General features: G+C 47.6%; 17 protein-coding genes. 6 read left to right on the top strand and 11 right to left on the bottom strand.

The features are described 5' to 3' along the window. Both AT710_06205 and AT710_06200 read right to left on the bottom strand, forming a co-directional pair. A partial coding sequence (locus AT710_06205) for a hypothetical protein (protein ID KUO91617.1) occupies positions 1-797 on the bottom strand: 797 nt, incomplete at its 3' end. 300 nt (positions 798-1097) lie between these two features. Beyond that, positions 1098-3395 carry a hypothetical protein gene (locus AT710_06200; GenBank protein ID KUO91616.1) on the bottom strand — a complete coding sequence of 766 codons (2298 nt, stop codon included), beginning with the start codon at positions 3393-3395 and terminating at the stop codon, positions 1098-1100. 250 nt (positions 3396-3645) lie between these two features. Here AT710_06200 and AT710_06195 point away from each other — a divergent pair, with 250 nt between their 5' ends. Both AT710_06195 and AT710_06190 read left to right on the top strand, forming a co-directional pair. Further along, a complete protein-coding gene (locus AT710_06195; GenBank protein KUO91615.1) occupies positions 3646-4164 on the top strand; it encodes a hypothetical protein in 519 nt (172 codons plus the stop codon). Positions 4165-4431: 267 nt separating this feature from the next. After that, a complete protein-coding gene (locus AT710_06190) occupies positions 4432-4881 on the top strand; it encodes a hypothetical protein (GenBank protein KUO91614.1) in 450 nt (149 codons plus the stop codon). Here AT710_06190 and AT710_06185 read toward each other — a convergent pair. The 7 genes from AT710_06185 to AT710_06155 form a co-directional block, all read right to left on the bottom strand. Continuing rightward, positions 4844-5398 (bottom strand): non-canonical purine NTP pyrophosphatase, encoded by a 555-nt coding sequence (locus tag AT710_06185; GenBank protein KUO91613.1) that lies wholly within the window; start codon positions 5396-5398, stop codon positions 4844-4846. The two genes, AT710_06190 and AT710_06185, sit on opposite strands and share 38 nt — an antisense overlap. Before the next feature lie 32 nt (positions 5399-5430). After that, on the bottom strand, positions 5431-6183 hold the full coding sequence (locus AT710_06180; protein KUO91612.1) for a glutaredoxin: 753 nt from the start codon (positions 6181-6183) through the stop codon (positions 5431-5433). Between the two features lie 43 nt (positions 6184-6226). Beyond that, positions 6227-6592 (bottom strand): hypothetical protein, encoded by a 366-nt coding sequence (locus AT710_06175; protein ID KUO91611.1) that lies wholly within the window; start codon positions 6590-6592, stop codon positions 6227-6229. Positions 6593-6762: 170 nt separating this feature from the next. After that, positions 6763-7728 (bottom strand): ribokinase, encoded by a 966-nt coding sequence (locus AT710_06170; protein KUO91610.1) that lies wholly within the window; start codon positions 7726-7728, stop codon positions 6763-6765. Between the two features lie 38 nt (positions 7729-7766). After that, the gene (locus AT710_06165) at positions 7767-9245 is read right to left on the bottom strand and encodes a hypothetical protein (GenBank protein ID KUO91618.1); all 1479 of its coding nucleotides are present in this window, start codon (positions 9243-9245) and stop codon (positions 7767-7769) included. A 54-nt stretch (positions 9246-9299) separates the two neighbouring features. Further along, a complete protein-coding gene (locus tag AT710_06160; GenBank protein ID KUO91609.1) occupies positions 9300-10937 on the bottom strand; it encodes a hypothetical protein in 1638 nt (545 codons plus the stop codon). Between the two features lie 50 nt (positions 10938-10987). After that, positions 10988-11197, bottom strand: a complete 210-nt coding sequence (locus AT710_06155) for a hypothetical protein (protein ID KUO91608.1) — start codon at positions 11195-11197, stop codon at positions 10988-10990. Positions 11198-11293: 96 nt separating this feature from the next. Between AT710_06155 and AT710_06150 the strand changes: the two genes are divergently transcribed. Together AT710_06150 and AT710_06145 are read left to right on the top strand one after the other, a co-directional pair. After that, complete coding sequence (locus AT710_06150; protein ID KUO91607.1) at positions 11294-12739, top strand: ATP synthase subunit B; 1446 nt, start codon at positions 11294-11296, stop codon at positions 12737-12739. A gap of 64 nt (positions 12740-12803) precedes the next feature. After that, a complete protein-coding gene (locus AT710_06145; protein ID KUO91606.1) occupies positions 12804-13010 on the top strand; it encodes a CopG family transcriptional regulator in 207 nt (68 codons plus the stop codon). Positions 13011-13074: 64 nt separating this feature from the next. Here the strand turns inward: AT710_06145 and AT710_06140 are convergent, their stop codons facing one another. Then, positions 13075-13563, bottom strand: a complete 489-nt coding sequence (locus AT710_06140) for a hypothetical protein (GenBank protein KUO91605.1) — start codon at positions 13561-13563, stop codon at positions 13075-13077. 101 nt (positions 13564-13664) lie between these two features. On the opposite strand from AT710_06140, the gene AT710_06135 reads away from it, so the two are divergent. Next, the gene (locus AT710_06135; GenBank protein ID KUO91604.1) at positions 13665-14579 is read left to right on the top strand and encodes a methionine aminopeptidase; all 915 of its coding nucleotides are present in this window, start codon (positions 13665-13667) and stop codon (positions 14577-14579) included. Positions 14580-14799: 220 nt separating this feature from the next. Here the strand turns inward: AT710_06135 and AT710_06130 are convergent, their stop codons facing one another. After that, a complete protein-coding gene (locus AT710_06130; protein ID KUO91603.1) occupies positions 14800-15033 on the bottom strand; it encodes a small nuclear ribonucleoprotein (Sm) in 234 nt (77 codons plus the stop codon). 56 nt (positions 15034-15089) lie between these two features. On the opposite strand from AT710_06130, the gene AT710_06125 reads away from it, so the two are divergent. Then, on the top strand, positions 15090-16004 hold the full coding sequence (locus AT710_06125; GenBank protein KUO91602.1) for a hypothetical protein: 915 nt from the start codon (positions 15090-15092) through the stop codon (positions 16002-16004). Positions 16005-16178: the final 174 nt, after the last annotated feature.

Raw genomic sequence — 16178 nt, 5'->3', positions numbered from 1 at the left:
TTATTCATTTTGTCATTAATTGCGGTGCTTAGCAGGTACTCATATGAGGCAAGCATGCTGCTTACCTCCATTAATCTCTTCTTCAAGTAACGCGCAAAAAACGTGCGGGCGCCGGCATCTATTGTGAAGTTAAGTTGATCTTTATACTTAACTTCCTCCAATATAAGTCCGTGTGGATCATGAGGCGGAATTGGCGCCATAATTGATGTATCGATTGTAGATGATAGGTGCTTCAATTCGACTTCACCTCTCCCAGCCATTAATATGGCATTCATTATTTTCCTCAGCATCTTATTCCTGAAGCCATGCCCAATAAATCTAACCATGATTAGGCCGCCGCGTATATCAATGTTTATATCATATATCTCGACAATTGTTGGACTACCATCATTTATCATGTAGTTGCGCAAATCATGCTTGCCTATGAAAATCGATGCAGCTTGCTTCATTAATGATGCATCCTCCCCCCTCCATTGGGCAAAGAATAAGTATTTTCGTTGAATTGCATTTCTTGGGTTAAAATCGTCCCCAACCATTGCCACTCCCCATATACGCACTTGAGGAGGCAACTTTGAATTTATTAATCCAATCGGTAATTCCCTAGATAGATTAACGGCTATAACATTCATTAGTGCGGAGACCCCGGGATCAGTGCGTGATGCTTTAGCTATATCTACGGGTGACTTATTTAGCCTTGTGAACACCCTTCTTAATATGTGCTCTATGGTTCCGGGTCCACCTGTGAACCCATTAAATGCCGATCCATCATACATTATTAAGTATGCGAACCTAGGCATTAACCTAGCTTATACCAAATAATTATAAAAATAAGGGCGTGCATGAGGCCTCTGCCCAGAGGGCAACGTATCTTTATTTTCATTATATTTTAGAATATTTGTTTCTGAAACAAGCCTCCCAGGGCGAGATCATTGTCTCCAACATAATAAGTTAGAGATGGCGCATTAAGTTAGTACGAACCCCTGGGGAATCGGTGAATAGGATTTGGAAACTAGCAACGTGGGAATTATATTGCTCCCTTTAAAAGGAAATAATTAGGGGTTTATTTTTAATTTAATTATTTTTGTTTATAATGGTCCTTAACCGCCCCATGTATATGGCGGTGGAGCAGATGTAGTGGTGCTTGGGGTGGGGCTTGGTGTAGTGGTCATGGTGCTAGTTGTTGTAGTAGTTGATCCATAGCCAAGGCTTAGGACCCAGGGGACTGGCTTAACGAAGGTGAGGTTTATCACTATTCCCTTGCCTATGATTAANGGGTCTCTGAATAGGTACGTAAATANGCCATTNTTCTCTCCCCATGTCCACATGGATACGCCGGTCGTGGGGGTCTCTATAATAGTTATGAAGGGCTGCGTTGCGGTGTAGCTGAACGATACTTTACCATTAATTGCATAGGCAAATACAAGTGATGACACTTGGCCAGGAGCGGGTGATGTGACGTTTTGAGGCGCGTAGAACACTATGGAGAAGTTGTAATTCTTAAGAAGCGAGGTCGTCGTGTTTATGTAGGTTCCTGGCTGAATTACAGTTATTATGTTGCCGGCCTCCAGTACTCCCCCCGTGGTTCCATTCACTGCAAAGGTGTAGTCGGATATGGGGGTTAATCCAAATACAGGCGATGCAGGTAATTGAATCATTTGTGGCGCCTCTCCTAACGGTGATTGCGAAGCTTCAAATATCCATATGACGGGCTTGAAGAACTTATTATTAACCATCACGTGACTTCCATATATCCATTGATCTGGGAACTTATATGACCCGCCCACATATGTTGATCCATTAAATGAACCGCCGAACCAGGTCCAGGAGGTCCAGGTACTTGGCGCGAATACAAGCGTTATTACTGGGCTGGGCTGCTTCATTGAGTTAACTAATGAGTATTGCGGCGTTATTTTGCCATTTATTGCAAATGCGAATGCATAGAGCGGAGTTAATCCTGGAGTCGGCGAGTATACAGCCTCCATGCCTAGATCTATCAATGAGAAGTTATACATTGATTCAAGCGTTCCATTAGGTAATTCAGCATATGTGCCGGGCCGTATTACTGCAATTATGTTACCTAATTCCACGACTGCGCCCATTGATGCATTAACGGTAATTGTGCGCTCGCCTATCACGTTAAATTCCGGCGTATTCAAATTATAGTAGAGCGTATCGCTGCCTATTGAGGCTTGAGTTACATTCCATGATTGGTTAATTATTTGCCATTGCGCAGCAGATGAATTATATATAAGGGTGGTCATTATCGATACGTGTAGGTCATAGATTGCTGGGAAGCTTGCTTCCCCTTTATTCACGAACCCTATGAAAACCGTGTCATTAGCTGTGATAAATGCCTCCGCACCGCTTGGTTGGAGAGTTATACTCACCATCGGCAATGTAGCGGTGCCATTGGGGAGAAGGTTCTGGGCATACTCCGCCACGAATATGAAGTAATTATCCCAACCGGAGAAGAAATTCTCTATGGAGCTTACTCCAGTATAGTTTCCAGGCCGTAATCCCGGCGGTAATTGCCCATTTACGCTTAGCGTTGCCGTTGGCGCAAATGATGCCGCAATATAGTTGGGCGGCAACTCGGCCCCTAGGCTGTTCAACTCATTGAGGTATATCATCATTGCTTGATTAGCTTGCAATGAGTGTTGCGAGGGGTAGCCGGCTATTACAGTTGATGGCGGCAACTCATTTCCATCCCAAGAAAGGCTAACTATCATTGGCGCACCATTTATTATCTTTACCGTTATGGAGTTAGATGCATTAAATACTTGTAGATACACTGGATCCTGAGTTGGAGCCACGAAGTACTGAACGACCGCTGTGACTAGGAACGTGGAGTTATTTAGCTCAGTGACCGTGGGCAGGGCAGTGGTGTAGAAGTAAACGGTTTCATAATTGCCAAAGAAGTTTTGAAGCCATGTTGAGTTAAATGATGAGTATGTATAGGTGCCTGGGAACGGTGTCCCAACTATATTCGCAGTGAAGTTTCCAGCCAAGAGGGGAGTCACATCGCTTGGATTCTCTATTGCTATTCCATCCCAGAACTTAAATACCGTATCCAGCGCAGCGCCCTCGGCATACTGCTGAATTGCATGCGACTCGCTTGCCAAATTATCGTATAAGTTGAGGTATTGAGTATAATTCTTCTCCGCATTGGAGTAGAGAGCCATATACATGTCCTCATACTTAGTTGCATTTAGATAGAGCTCCTCATACTTGGTTGCATTCGATTCCGCTGATTGCAGCGATGATTTATACATTTGCACGGTTGAAGCCAGGGATGAAGCCTTTGAAGCAGCGGTGGAGTATTGATAGAAGCCCACTATGGCGGCCACTAGCAAGACTATTGCCAGCACCGCCAGACCTACTATTTTCGCATCCATGCAATTCTTTGATTTGTAATTAATATAGGAATTTCTCAGATTTTATTGCAATTCTCTACCTAATTATGAGGCTTTAACTTATCGGGGGTTAAGGGGGCGAAAGTCTCCTTCTCTGAGGGAGCGTATAGTGAGTTTCCTGGAGGAAGCAGGAAATCATCACCGCGAGGTGGGGATGCCCGTCCGTGAGGGCGGGTAGTTCACTGGGGTCCTAAATATTTATTAAGTATTNAGTTTCCGATATCGACTAATTATGCATCGTGGAAAACATGGGGATTGGCCTGCATCTCCGGAAATAGAGAAACTAATAAATGACACAATGAACCACGNGGATACAGCGGCCGATCTAGGATGCGGGGTAGGGCGATTCTGCGACGCTCTTTTGCGTCACGCCAATAAAGTTTACTGCATAGATAGGGATCCCCAATCCATAGAGGTAGCTAAGAGCCGCATTAACGGTAATGCCATTTTCCTGATCGAGGACGCTGAACACACCTCAATTAAGAACGGCGAAGTGGATTTTCTATTAATGGTTAATTCATTTCATGATATGGAGAATAAGGATGGCGTGGCCAAGGAAATTCATAGAGTGCTCAAGAATGGGGGGCTCGCGCTTATAATTGAGTTCAAGCCAGGATTAACTGGATTTGGTCCGCCTCCATGGTTAAGGATGAGGCCCGAGGAAGTTAGGGAAATCTTTTCAAGGAATGGCATGACTAATGTCTGGATCAAGGGAATCGACTCGCATAATGCCTTATTATTCAGAAAGTAATTGTGGATTTCCTTTATGTAAGCAACATTTAAATCGCTTGAGTGAATCGCTGTGGTTAGGATGAAGGCATTTACTTGTATTGTATGTGGATCTCGGAGGGCCGCTGCTATAATAAATGGAAATACATACTGCTACAGTTGTGCGACTAAGGTTATATTAATACATAATGTTAAGTTCCTGAGATCGCTCAAGAATGAGAAGCTAATACCTAGCCAGCTTCAGCTGCCGGAGGTGTGAAGCATGAGGAGACAGGGACTCATTTTATTTATGATGATTGCAGCTCTATCAGTAGCCGTTACAGCGATCGCTCAGAGCGTGTCATGCAGCATAACCACTAGTCAAGTTAATTATACCCTGGTGGTTCCCATCAATTCCTCGCTTATACTATATGGACCCAATCAACGCGCTGTGAATTGCGATCATCTTAATATAACCTTGAATGAGTGGGGCAATGTAATAATAATTGCACGAAAGGCAAGCAACATGCACATTGAGTTACCGAGCAATTATTATCCGTATTGCTACCCAAATAATGCTAGCCTAATCGCCGGCAACTATTTGGAAATGGGCAATTGGAAGGAAGTCGTATGCACCATTCAGGACTATTCCTCGCTGGATATATATAAATTATCCCTTGGGATAGAAATTGGAGCGCTCCTCATGCTAATATCATTCCTAGCTATCTTCCTCCTACAAGGTACTCGGCGAGCCTCGTGAATGCCCGGGACCTATGCGAGTAAATCGACTTCTCCTCAATATTCATCTCGGCAAAGGTCGAATCAACGCCAAGCGGGGCAAAGATAGGATCGAATCCAAATCCATGAGAGCCACGAGGCTCATTAACGATATTGCCAACCACTTCTCCCCTGAAGAGCTTTGGTTTCCCACCCATGCATACACCAACGACTGACCTAAATACTGCTCGCCTGGACGTGGTGGATTCAAGCAATTGAAGAATCCCATGCAGTCCAATAGTTGCATAAACATAGGCCGAGTATGGTCCTGGAAAGCCATGTAATGAATCTATGAAGAGACCATCATCCTCAACCACAATCAGATCCCCATAATCACATAATTGATTCAATGCATAAGTCACTATTTCCTCCAATTCATTGCTCTGTATCTCGACCTTATGTAGATTCGTCGACTGATAAACGCCGATACCCCACCTAGATAATATATGTGCTGCCTCCTCAATCTTACCCTTATTACCGGTTACAAATAATATATTCATGCTGGAGCTAGATTAGATTTATTGGATTAAATTTATTGCTTCTCCACGTGTTCTGCTCCGCTATACTCAAGAACCTTCTTAAGCAGCTCCGCCTCAGGCGGTACCCCCACGAACTCCACATTACCTATTTCCTGATCCGCGGCGCGAAGAGCCACGGTAGGCACAGCGCTTACGGAGTACGCGTCAGCTATGTCTGGAGCTTCGTATGCTTCCACATTCATTGCAATAACCTTGCCTCCACTATCATGCGCAAACATATTAGCTAAGAGAACGGCGTAGGGGCAGTAAGGACAGGATGGAGTAACCACCGTTATGACCTCAACGTGCTTAGCATTGGATTCATTTAGTTTGCTCAGCGTCTCCTTGGTTCTCTGCCTAAGCCCAGTCTTGCCCGTGGATAACCTAGTTATGGTTTCTATGAATGCTCTCACCTCCTCGCCCAGAGGCGCGCCGATGTACCTTATGGAACCGCCATCCATTAATATGGCGGGAACCCTGTTGCTTGTTAACCCAAACTTCTCGAACGCAGCCTTATCCTCATCATAGTTATGCTTATTCACTATTAATTTGCCTGACGGCGATAACTCCANCAACAAGTCCAGTAACTCCTGTGTTGGTGTGCACCAATTAGTTTCGCGCTCTTTACAAGTGGCGCTTGTGAAGAATTCAATGGTTACTGGGTNAATCATTTGGGATAAAATCTCCTTAATGGTGGCCTTAGTATCCTCATCCACCTCTATATGTACCTCCTCTGCAGATGGAGGCGTAATTGGCGTTGCCGACATAGTAAAATATGCATGACTCTGAAGGTTTAAAAACCTTACGTGTCTATGAATTTTTTCTCCTTCTTGCTCCCCGTTTCTTGCCGCGGGACCTCTTGCCTCTCTTGCTTCTCCTCTTCCTTCTCTTGATGACTGGCTTCTTGGATTCCTTAATCAAGGACTCCAGATCTATATTCAGCATGGATGATACTCTATCCGTCAAGACCTTGATGAAGTCATCATCCATGAATGACTTATCTATTGTAACCACGCTGACCACGGAATCACCGAGGCTCGAGAATTCGAGACCCGTCTTCTCCTTTAGCTTCTTAGCCAGCATGGATGCACTGGTCTCCTTCTCCACCTTTATCCTAATAATAACGGCATTCCCATCAACCTGAACCTCTGGGCTCAGTGATGAATTAATCGACAAGCCCCATCACATATTAGGGGTTAAGCCCAGATTTTTAAATCATTTTTTCCCTCATCCCACAAACAACGCTGAAGCCCTTCAACTGACCTCCTCCCCACCCTAAAGGGCGAGGCTTTCCGCTTTCTGTAAATCGATCCATTCTTCACAATAAAGAGTCCGTTATTTCTTAATTACCTAATGTCCACATCATGACCCACGCTGCCCAGGAAGAGGCTTAAGTCGCGTTCGCTCGGCAGATTCTCCTCATCGCCTCTAACCATGACAACCATTGCGGCCGCCGCCGATGCCCTCAGCATTGACTCCTTGAGCCCCATGCCCTTTAACATGGATGATAGGAAAACGCCCACATACGCATCCCCAGCACCTATGGGGTCCTCCACCGGTACATGGAATGCATCCACCTCGCTGACTTCGTTTTCCCACCTGGCTATTGAACCCCTAATGCCTCTCTTGATTATTACCTTACTTATCCCAAAAACCTTCTCAGCCTCCTTAAGCATGGAGCTAATCTCCCTCTGTCCAAGCATCATCATGGCTTCCTCCTCATCCATGAAAACCACATCCACATTACTCATTGCCTCCTTCATTACCTTAATGGCTTCCCCCATATCACGCCAAAGCTTTCGTCTAATGTTTAAATCGAATGATACTAATGCTCCGCCTTTCTTGGCTTCCCTCATCGCCCTTAATGCGGCCAATCGAGCCGATTCACTTATCGCCAGAGTTATGCCTGTGGTATGAAATACTCGAGCATTTCTGATATAGTCATAATCCATATCATTCTCGGAAATAAATGAGGCGGCGGAGCCATGCCTATAATAAGCAACATCACTGACTCCAGGTATGGGGTAACTCCTTTGAACGAAGTACACACCTGTGGGGTGCTCATCATCAAGCAATATGCGGGACACATCAACGCCCTCCCCCCTTAACCAATTAAGCACGTAATGCCCGAACTCATCATTGCCTAGCTTAGTTACTAAGCCGCTGCGAAGACCGAGCCTAGCCGCCGCCACGCATACATTAGCCTCTGACCCCGTTGAGTGCTTCTCGAAGTACGTGACGTAACGAAGGGGGCCCTTGGTGACGGCATTGAATTGAACCAATGGTTCCCCCATTGCCACGATATCCAGCATATATTAGGGCATTCATGCCTCGTTTTAAGGCTTCCCGCTTAGGTCATTGATTGAATTGCCTTCACGAGTTTACTTCTGCTCTCCGCTAGGTACTCAATGCTGGGTGATAATAAGTCACGAATGTCGCCCACGCCCATCACCACCATGGCTAACCTATCCACTCCCATGCCGAACGCCAGTACAGTGGACTCCCGTATGCCAAGCGGCGCAAGCACCTCTGGCCTGAAAATCCCTGTTCCCCCCACCTCTATCCACCCCAGCCTATCGTGAAGCATATATATCTCGGCGCTGGGGCTAGTGAATGGGAAATAGGAGGGCCTAAACATGACTCGCTTCATGCCGAGTCTCCTGGCGAATTCCTCGTGAAACCCAAGGAGATGCTTAAACGTGAGTCCCCTGCCGACTATTATGCCGTCAGCTTGATGAAATTCCATTGAGTGCTTTGCATCAAGCACTTCAGGCCTGAAAACCCTATCAATTGTGAATGATCTATACTCGCCATCTCCACGCGACGCCAGTGTTCGCACGCTGACTGCTGTGGCCTGGGAACGCAGAATTAGGGAGAGCGCCTTCTCTGCATTCCATTTATATCTCCAACCCATTGAGCCGGTGCCGCCGCCGTTTTCATGAACTGATGCAACCCCATCAATTAAGTGCTTCGGCACATTGCGTTGGCTGGGCGCGGAGACGAAGAACGTGTCATGTATTTCCCTGGCGGGGTGATCCTGGGCCTGAAATAAGGCATCGAAGTTCCAGAACTCCAACTCAATATATGGTCCATAGGTTTCCTGGAACCCCATGGATTCATATATCTCCTTCAGGAAATCAATGAATTCACTATAGAAGTGCCGCCCAATTGATTGCAGTATGGGCACCGGCACCGATGGGTCGAATTCCTTCAATTCCAGGTTTCTCCACTCACCGCTTCTAATTAATTCGGAGGTGAGGGACGTGACTAGGCGAGCCGGCTTAATTACGCCATTGCGGAGGAGTCCCGGCAATGATTGGTCTGGCTTAATCAATATAATGGATTGCTCCCGCCGCCTAACTAATCCCCGCTTAAGTAATTGGGCTAGGCTCTTCTCATCAATGGAGCCCCCGCGGCTAATGGTGATTAATGATTCCTTAACTGGATCCCTCTCCTCAATCCTATTAAGCATTATGGTTCCGCCCTGGAACCTTATAGCGCCGAGCTTAGCGGCGTTGTTAATCGCTATCTTGGCTTCCTCAATGGTTAACTCCACTCCAAACTCCTGGGCAAGGCTCGGCAAGTCGCTTGGCTTAGGCGTGCAGTTGCATTTCTTCAGTAACTGAATTAGTCTTGCCTCGGGCGAGCCGAGCAGCATGTAGCGATTCCCCTCCTCGGTTAAGTCGTAACTAGCCACTGTTCTCTTCTCGGTGGTGATGAATCCCTTGGCAGCCAGTTCCATTATAGTTCTCATTAATGAATTCGAATCGATTCCAATTATTCGCGACACTTCATCAATGCTCACTGCCCCATTAGCCACTATATTCAATACCTTATACGCTAATTCGGATACCCTTACTTCGCCCACGCGCCCTAACCCCTATCACTGCTTTAATGTATTTCCGGCGAGGCCATTAATGAACCAATCCCTAATTATGTTGAGCCTCTCCACTCTATGCGATGGTTTCCCAGTTCTACTTAAGTCATGGTTCTCCCCCGGGAAAAGCACTAGGCGAGCCTTCTTTCCATTATACTTCAATGCAGTATAGAACTGCAGAGCCTCCCCCACGTAGCACCTATAATCCTCAAGGGAGTGAATAATCATTACTGGAGTCTCAACATATTTTACGTGAATTACGGGGGACTTCTCGATGAACTTATCTCGATTACTCCATGGATCAGCGTCCAAGTTTCCCCCCACGTGGTCATTCCCGAAGAAGAACCCTATATCGCTGGTCCCAAAGAAGTGAAGCCAATTACTTATGGATCTCTCGCTCACTGCAGCCCTGAATGCCCTCGTGTGAGTAATTATCCAATTAACCATGAATCCACCATATGAGCCCCCTATTACCCCTACCCTGGATGAATCCACTGGGAACCTGGAGATGATGTGGCTTAATCCCTCCATTATATCCAAGTAATCCCGCTCCCCATAGTGCCCCCGTATATCGGCGAAGTCCTCACTATAGCCGGCGCTCCCCCGTGGATTCATGTAAATAACCATGAAGTCCCCCGAGAGAACGTGGAACTCAAACATGAAGGCATTTCCATACATTGTCTTCGGGCCCCCATGGATCTCCACTATTGCCGGCAATTTACCCGTTGATTGCTGAGAGAGAACCCAAGCATCCAGGGAAACGCCATCGCTGGCAGTAAATCTAATATGCGTGGGATTCGCCAATTGAAGNGATGAAACCACGCCATCATTAAACGATGTAATGCGCCTAACGCTGTTTCCCTCCCTCATGAATAGCTCGGCCGGCGATGCGGCATTCATGGCAGTGAACACCAATGAGCCGCCGCGGGAAGAGAAGCTCTCAATGCTCCACTCGCCCTCGGTTACTCGCCTTAATTGCCCCGTGGCTAAGTCGAATCCATATAGATTAACTGATCCGGCCTCATTCACTGGAAATATGGCTAATGAGCCATCGAGCTCCACCTTAACGTCGGGAGGAGAGCCCCTCATATCGCTGTTGAGGCTATTGCCGACCTCCAGCGGAAAGTCGCCCAGCAAATCCTTAATCGATCCATCTAATCCAATGCGCAGCAATCTATTATGAGTAACGGTTCCCCTGTGCAGGTCATGGCCTATAGCTAATAATCCATCCCCGCTGGGCAGCCAAGCCAGCGACGACACGCTTAGGGCCCCGCTTTTTATGGTTTCCATGCCGGAGCCACTCAACACGCGAATCTCGGTCTCGAATGGCCTTAACTCATTGCTGGACACGGCCATAGCTATATTATTCAATACATCAAACGCCACAACATTAAAGTCCCCACTGGTTAATTGCTGCGCATCGCCTGTCTCGGCGTCAACCCTAAATAAGTGAGTGTATACGCCATACGTGTAGCCCCGCCCATTGAACCAAATAGGTATCCTATCTATTATCTTCACGTCATCATCTATTTTGCCCACGGGGGCCAGGAAGTATATGAATCTGCCATCCCTGGACCACTGAATGCTTGAAATACCCTCCCTCTTCACTAGGGCCCGGGGCTCGCCGTTGAAGTCGCTCAACATTAATTGAACCCACTTATCCTCGGGCCTTGCCCCTCTTCGCGAGAGGAATGCTAGCCTAGAGCCATCTGGGGACCAAGCCGGGCTGAGTCGGAGCCGCTTCTGGTGAATTGCCATGTTCTAGACCCATCGCTGAGCCAAATATTGCTGACGTACTCATTCTCCTTGGGCTCCGTGACCGTGAATGCCGTTAATCTACCATTAGTCCTCGCCTGGTGAATCAATTTAAACAAGTATAGATCACTTGGTTGAGACTTCCTCATGTATTGAAGCCGCCTTATAAATGGTTTAAAGCGTTGCCCCTATATTCATTATTATCACTGCAAAATGCTTAAAACACTTATGTAGAGGCTAGATCTATGCAGCAAATAAGGGGTATTCAAGGCTATAAGACGGTGAGCGAGGTCAAGGGGCCCTTAATAGTAATCAGGCGAACCAGGAATGTAGCTTATGGAGAAATTGGGGAGGTCGAGGGACCCGATGGGGAACCAAGGCTAGTGCAGGTAGTGGAGGTGGGGCCTGACTATGCAATAGCGCAAGTGCTCACGGGCACCCTGGGGCTGCCGGCCCTTGGATCCACGGTTAGGTTTAGGGGCAAGACATTCGACGTCAGGGTCAGCGAGGACCTGCTGGGTAGGGTACTTAATGGGAGGGGGGAGCCCAGGGATGGATTACCCATGCCTCCTCCGGAGGAGTTCCTGGACGTGAATGGGGAGCCGCTGAATCCATATGCTAGGGATTACCCGGAGGAACCCATAGAGACAGGGATAAGCGCTATAGATGGTCTTTACACAATGGTTAGGGGACAGAAACTACCCATATTCAGCGGGACCGGCCTCCCCCATAACATGATGGCGGCGCAAGCCGCGAGGCAGGCAACTGTTAGGGGAGCTGAGTCGGAGTTCGCCATAGTCTTCGCAGCGGTTGGGTTAAAGACCGAGGAGGCGCTTTTCTTCCTGGATGAGTTTAGGCGGACCGGGGCATTGAGGAGGCTAGTCATGGTTCTTAACTTGGCCAGCGACCCCGTTGCCGAGAGGATATTAACGCCGAGAATAGCATTAACTATAGCCGAGTACTTGGCTTGGTGGCGTGATTACCATGTCCTCGTCATATTGACTGACTTAACTAATTACGCGGAGGCGCTTAGGGAGCTCTCATCATCAAAAGGCGAATTACCGGGCAGGAGNGGGTACCCGGGCTATATGTATACTGATCTAGCCTCGATTTATGAGAGGGCTGGGAGGGCCCATGGCAGGAAGGGAAGCGTGACTCAATTCCCGATATTAACCATGCCTCACGATGATATAACTCACCCGATACCCGATTTATCCGGCTACATAACTGAGGGCCAACTGGTTCTCTCCAGATCCATGTGGGGCAGAGGCATTTATCCGCCCTTCGATGTCTTGATGAGTCTCTCCAGGTTGATGAAGGATGCGATAGGCGAGGGAAAAACTAGGGAGGATCATAAGTACGTGGCTAATCAATTAATATCAGCATATGCTAGGGCATCCGATATAAGGAATCTAGCGATACTTGTGGGCGAGAATAACTTGAGTTGGAGGGAGAGGAGGTATCTTAGATTCGCGGTTGAGTTCGAGAAGAAATTCATTGCTCAGGGCTACTATGAGAGGAGGAGCTTCGAGAACACGCTTGACATAGCTTGGGACGCGTTAAGCATATTGCCTGAGGATGAGCTGACAAATGTGCCGAGCGAGGTATCTAGGAGGTACTACAAGTCGCCCATATTCGAATCGGTAAAGGATGAGGGGGNAAAAACAAGGGAAAGCCAGCCTAAGGCTTGATGCTCATATATACGTTTAAGATGAACCACAACGTTAAAAAGCCGTAAATCGACTTACTTATCCTATGCCTAAAACGAAGAGCAAGGAGAAAATGGTACTTATATCCGTGCATCTCCCCAAGCAAATTCTGGAGGAACTTGATGAGTTAGTAAAGAGAGGAATATTCCCAAGTCGTTCTGAAGCCATACGCATAGCGATAAGGGACTTAATGATGCATGAAGGCGCCCGCAACAAGCAATCGGAGGAAACAATGCTGATCACAGGCAGATGATTTGGGAATAATTCATTTGCCTAAAAATCAAGCTGCTTTTTGATGCAGCAATCCTTTATGCCGATCACTGGGCTTGGGATAATAATGATTTGAATAATTCCACGGCGANTTGATTATCCACGCCGACGTGGTTCAGCATGGTTATGTATAGGTTAAATGGGAGGGAGCCCGCCAGTATTGTTCTAACTAGGAAGTACTTGCCCGACTCATTGCCGCATGTCTGGATGGCGTACATGGCCTCCAGCGTTGTGAAGGCAGCCCATATGCCTGGATCAACGTTGAACCGCGAGAAGATGGACATAACGGAGTCTATGTATCCCTCAATGCTTGGATTGCCGGCCAATGCCTTGCTCATTTCCTGGATCTTAATGAATTTAGGCGCCAATTCATCTATTGAGCCCGATAATTCGGGCACAAGCATCTTTAGGGCTGCAATGGCATTATTGGTTATTGTGCTTAGGTTTTTCTCTATGCACTCCGTGGGCTTTATGCTTAGAGCCATGTTTATTAATCCAGCCGTGTTCCTCACTAGTGACTTGACCTGCTCATCCATGAAGTAATGATGGGGCCGTGCATTAATAAGCATTGCCTAAACCGTTGCTGAGCCTTAATGATTCTGCCCGACAGTGTTTTAAGCTGAACTAACCTTGACTAATCATGGATGAGGAGGCCGTGCGGAAGTATAAGGACTCGGGCAGGGCATTGAGGGCAGCATTGAGGAGAGCAGTTGATGCCGCTCATCCAGGCATGAAGGTAATAGAGCTATGTAACCTAGTTGAGGAAACGGTTAAGGAGTATGGCGCGGAACCCGCGTTTCCAACCAATATTGGAATCAATGAGGTGGCTGCCCATTACACGGCATTGATTGGAGATGAATTAACGATACCCAGCAATTCCATTGTGAAAATAGATGCGGGGGCCCACATAGATGGATATATAACCGACGCCGCGGTCACGGTTTACTTCAATGACGCGTTCTCAATGATGGCGAGGGCAGCCAAGGCGGCTCTAGGCAATGCCATTGATAACTTCAAGCCGGGAACACAAATGGGTAGGGTGGGGGCCATAATTGAGAAAACCATTAGGAGCTACGGTTATAGGCCAATAGAGAACTTAACTGGCCACCTGATTAGGAGGTATCTGCTTCATGCTGGGGTCTCCGTCCCCAACATAGAGGCGGAGACTGGGGAGAAGGTGATGCCGGGGGAGACGTATGCGATAGAGCCATTCGTTACCAATGGGAAGGGGCACGTCGTGGATGGGAAAACGATCACCATATATAGAGTTGAGCGCGTGGCTGTGAAGAAGTTGGGGAAGGAATTAGAGGAGGCAGCTGAACTAATTTACTCAAGGTTTAACTCGCTGCCGTTCACGCCGCGGTGGTTGCAGGGAGACTTCCGGGACTCCACTATGCCCATAATAAATCAATTAATGAGGCGGGGAGTGCTTTATGGTTACGCCACCCTCATTGAGGGCGGGAAGGGATATGTTGCTCAGTTTGAGGATACTGTTTTAGTGACTGGAGATGGGGCGGAGCCCCTCGTGGGCACCATTGACTTAGCCCAATAATCTATGTGGGGCCCGGAGGNATTAGATTAATCGCCTACCATTTATTTTCTTGTGTTGCCAGGAATATCTCCTGAGCTTCTTTGACTTGCCCCAGCCACAAGCTGCGCAAACGCCCTTAACTACATTATAGGAGTGGCGACCACAGCGGGGGCAAGTTATGTGGCTTTTGCCCCTATTCATTCTTCCAAATGTGGGTGTGCCTGTACCCATGCCTAATCACCTATAGTGGGGACACGAATAAAACCGTATCCCCCCTTATCATTACGAGGCCCCTCTTCACTGAGGTCTTTGGATCAATTATTTCCTCGGAGTCCTCTAGGAGGAGGTTCATGTGTTGATCAAAGCTCTTGAGGACGCCCCTCACGGTTGTGCCGTCCCTTAACTTCACCATAACTATCTTGCCCGCCATTTCGTTTAGTTCCGATTGAATCATCCCTAGACACCTACTTGCCATATCTGACGCTTCGCCTACGATAATCAATTTAAAAGCTTTGCTATGATGAGGAAAGCATGAAGTTAACGGAACTGGGCGAGGACGGATTACTGAAACTAATACGGGGAATGAGCGGCATAACCGATAATGACGTATCCTACATAAGGCTTGGCGAATCCCTCCTATTGCTTAAGATAGATGGAGGCGCATTCTCCAGGACTAAAATGAAGTTCATGACGTATTACGACGTGGGGTGGAGAACAACCGTGGGCGCCCTCAGCGATATCTACGTGAAGCTCGGTAAACCCATTGCCCTAGTATCATCAATAACCGCGAGAAGAAGCCTTGAAGTAAATGATGTTATGAGCGTGGCGAGGGGGATAATGGATGCTGGGAACCGTTACGGCGCCCCATTGATTGGGGGCGACTTGAATGAGGGGGATGACGACGTGATAGATATAGCTGTTCTAGGCATAGCGGAGAGAGAGATTGGGAGACAACCGAGGCCAGGCGATTCACTTGTAACGATTCCGCTCTTTGGCTTTAATGGCCTCGGCTTCAAGTTATGGGATACAGCCCATGAGGACCCCACGGTGAGGAGGGGGATTAACATGCTTAAGCGGCCGGAGCTACCCATGAATGTGTATGACTCAGTGGGGAGACTGGGGACATGCATAACGGCATCAATAGACTCCAGCGATGGGCTGGGGAGGGCGCTTCACATAATGGGCGAGAAGAGCAGGATAATAATTACTCAATTACCGGCGCCCCAGGAAGTGATTGAGGCAGCAAATAGATTCGGCACCTCAATAGAGGAATTAGTCTTCAATGCGGGCGAGGAGTACTTGCCCATATTCTCGGTGAGCCATGATTGCGTAGATGAGTTCCTGAGGCTCGGCATGATTGAGTTCGCCAAGGTAGAGGAAGGAAGGGGAGTGCAGTACAATGGAGGGGAACTAATGTATAAGGGCTGGGAATACTTCGTGAACTAAAGAGTTGTAGCGGTTTGATTTTTTCATAGAATGTTATTGCTCTGGGGCGGGGGCTGCGATGCCTGCACCGGCAGTATTGGCGGGAGGCCTAATTCCCTGGATATAAGCGCTAACTCAAGCATTGCGTACTGCATGGCTAATGCCTGCACTTGATTGGGCTTGCCGGACCGTAAC

This window comes from Thermocladium sp. ECH_B (genome assembly GCA_001516585.1).
Lineage (GTDB): Archaea > Thermoproteota > Thermoprotei > Thermoproteales > Thermocladiaceae > Thermocladium.
Note: the sequence above shows the minus strand (reverse complement) of the source record. Positions and strands in the feature narration are given on the sequence as shown.

Excerpts from the sequence above, each read along its gene's own strand:
- AT710_06130 (KUO91603.1), bottom strand. The coding sequence starts at position 15,033 with ATGGCAAGTAGGTGTCTAGGGATGATTCAATCGGAACTAAACGAAATG.
- AT710_06145 (KUO91606.1), top strand. The coding sequence starts at position 12,804 with ATGCCTAAAACGAAGAGCAAGGAGAAAATGGTACTTATATCCGTGCAT.
- AT710_06190 (KUO91614.1), top strand. The coding sequence starts at position 4,432 with ATGATGATTGCAGCTCTATCAGTAGCCGTTACAGCGATCGCTCAGAGC.
- AT710_06125 (KUO91602.1), top strand. The coding sequence starts at position 15,090 with ATGAAGTTAACGGAACTGGGCGAGGACGGATTACTGAAACTAATACGG.
- AT710_06155 (KUO91608.1), bottom strand. The coding sequence starts at position 11,197 with ATGAGGAAGTCTCAACCAAGTGATCTATACTTGTTTAAATTGATTCAC.
- AT710_06185 (KUO91613.1), bottom strand. The coding sequence starts at position 5,398 with ATGAATATATTATTTGTAACCGGTAATAAGGGTAAGATTGAGGAGGCA.
- AT710_06170 (KUO91610.1), bottom strand. The coding sequence starts at position 7,728 with ATGCTGGATATCGTGGCAATGGGGGAACCATTGGTTCAATTCAATGCC.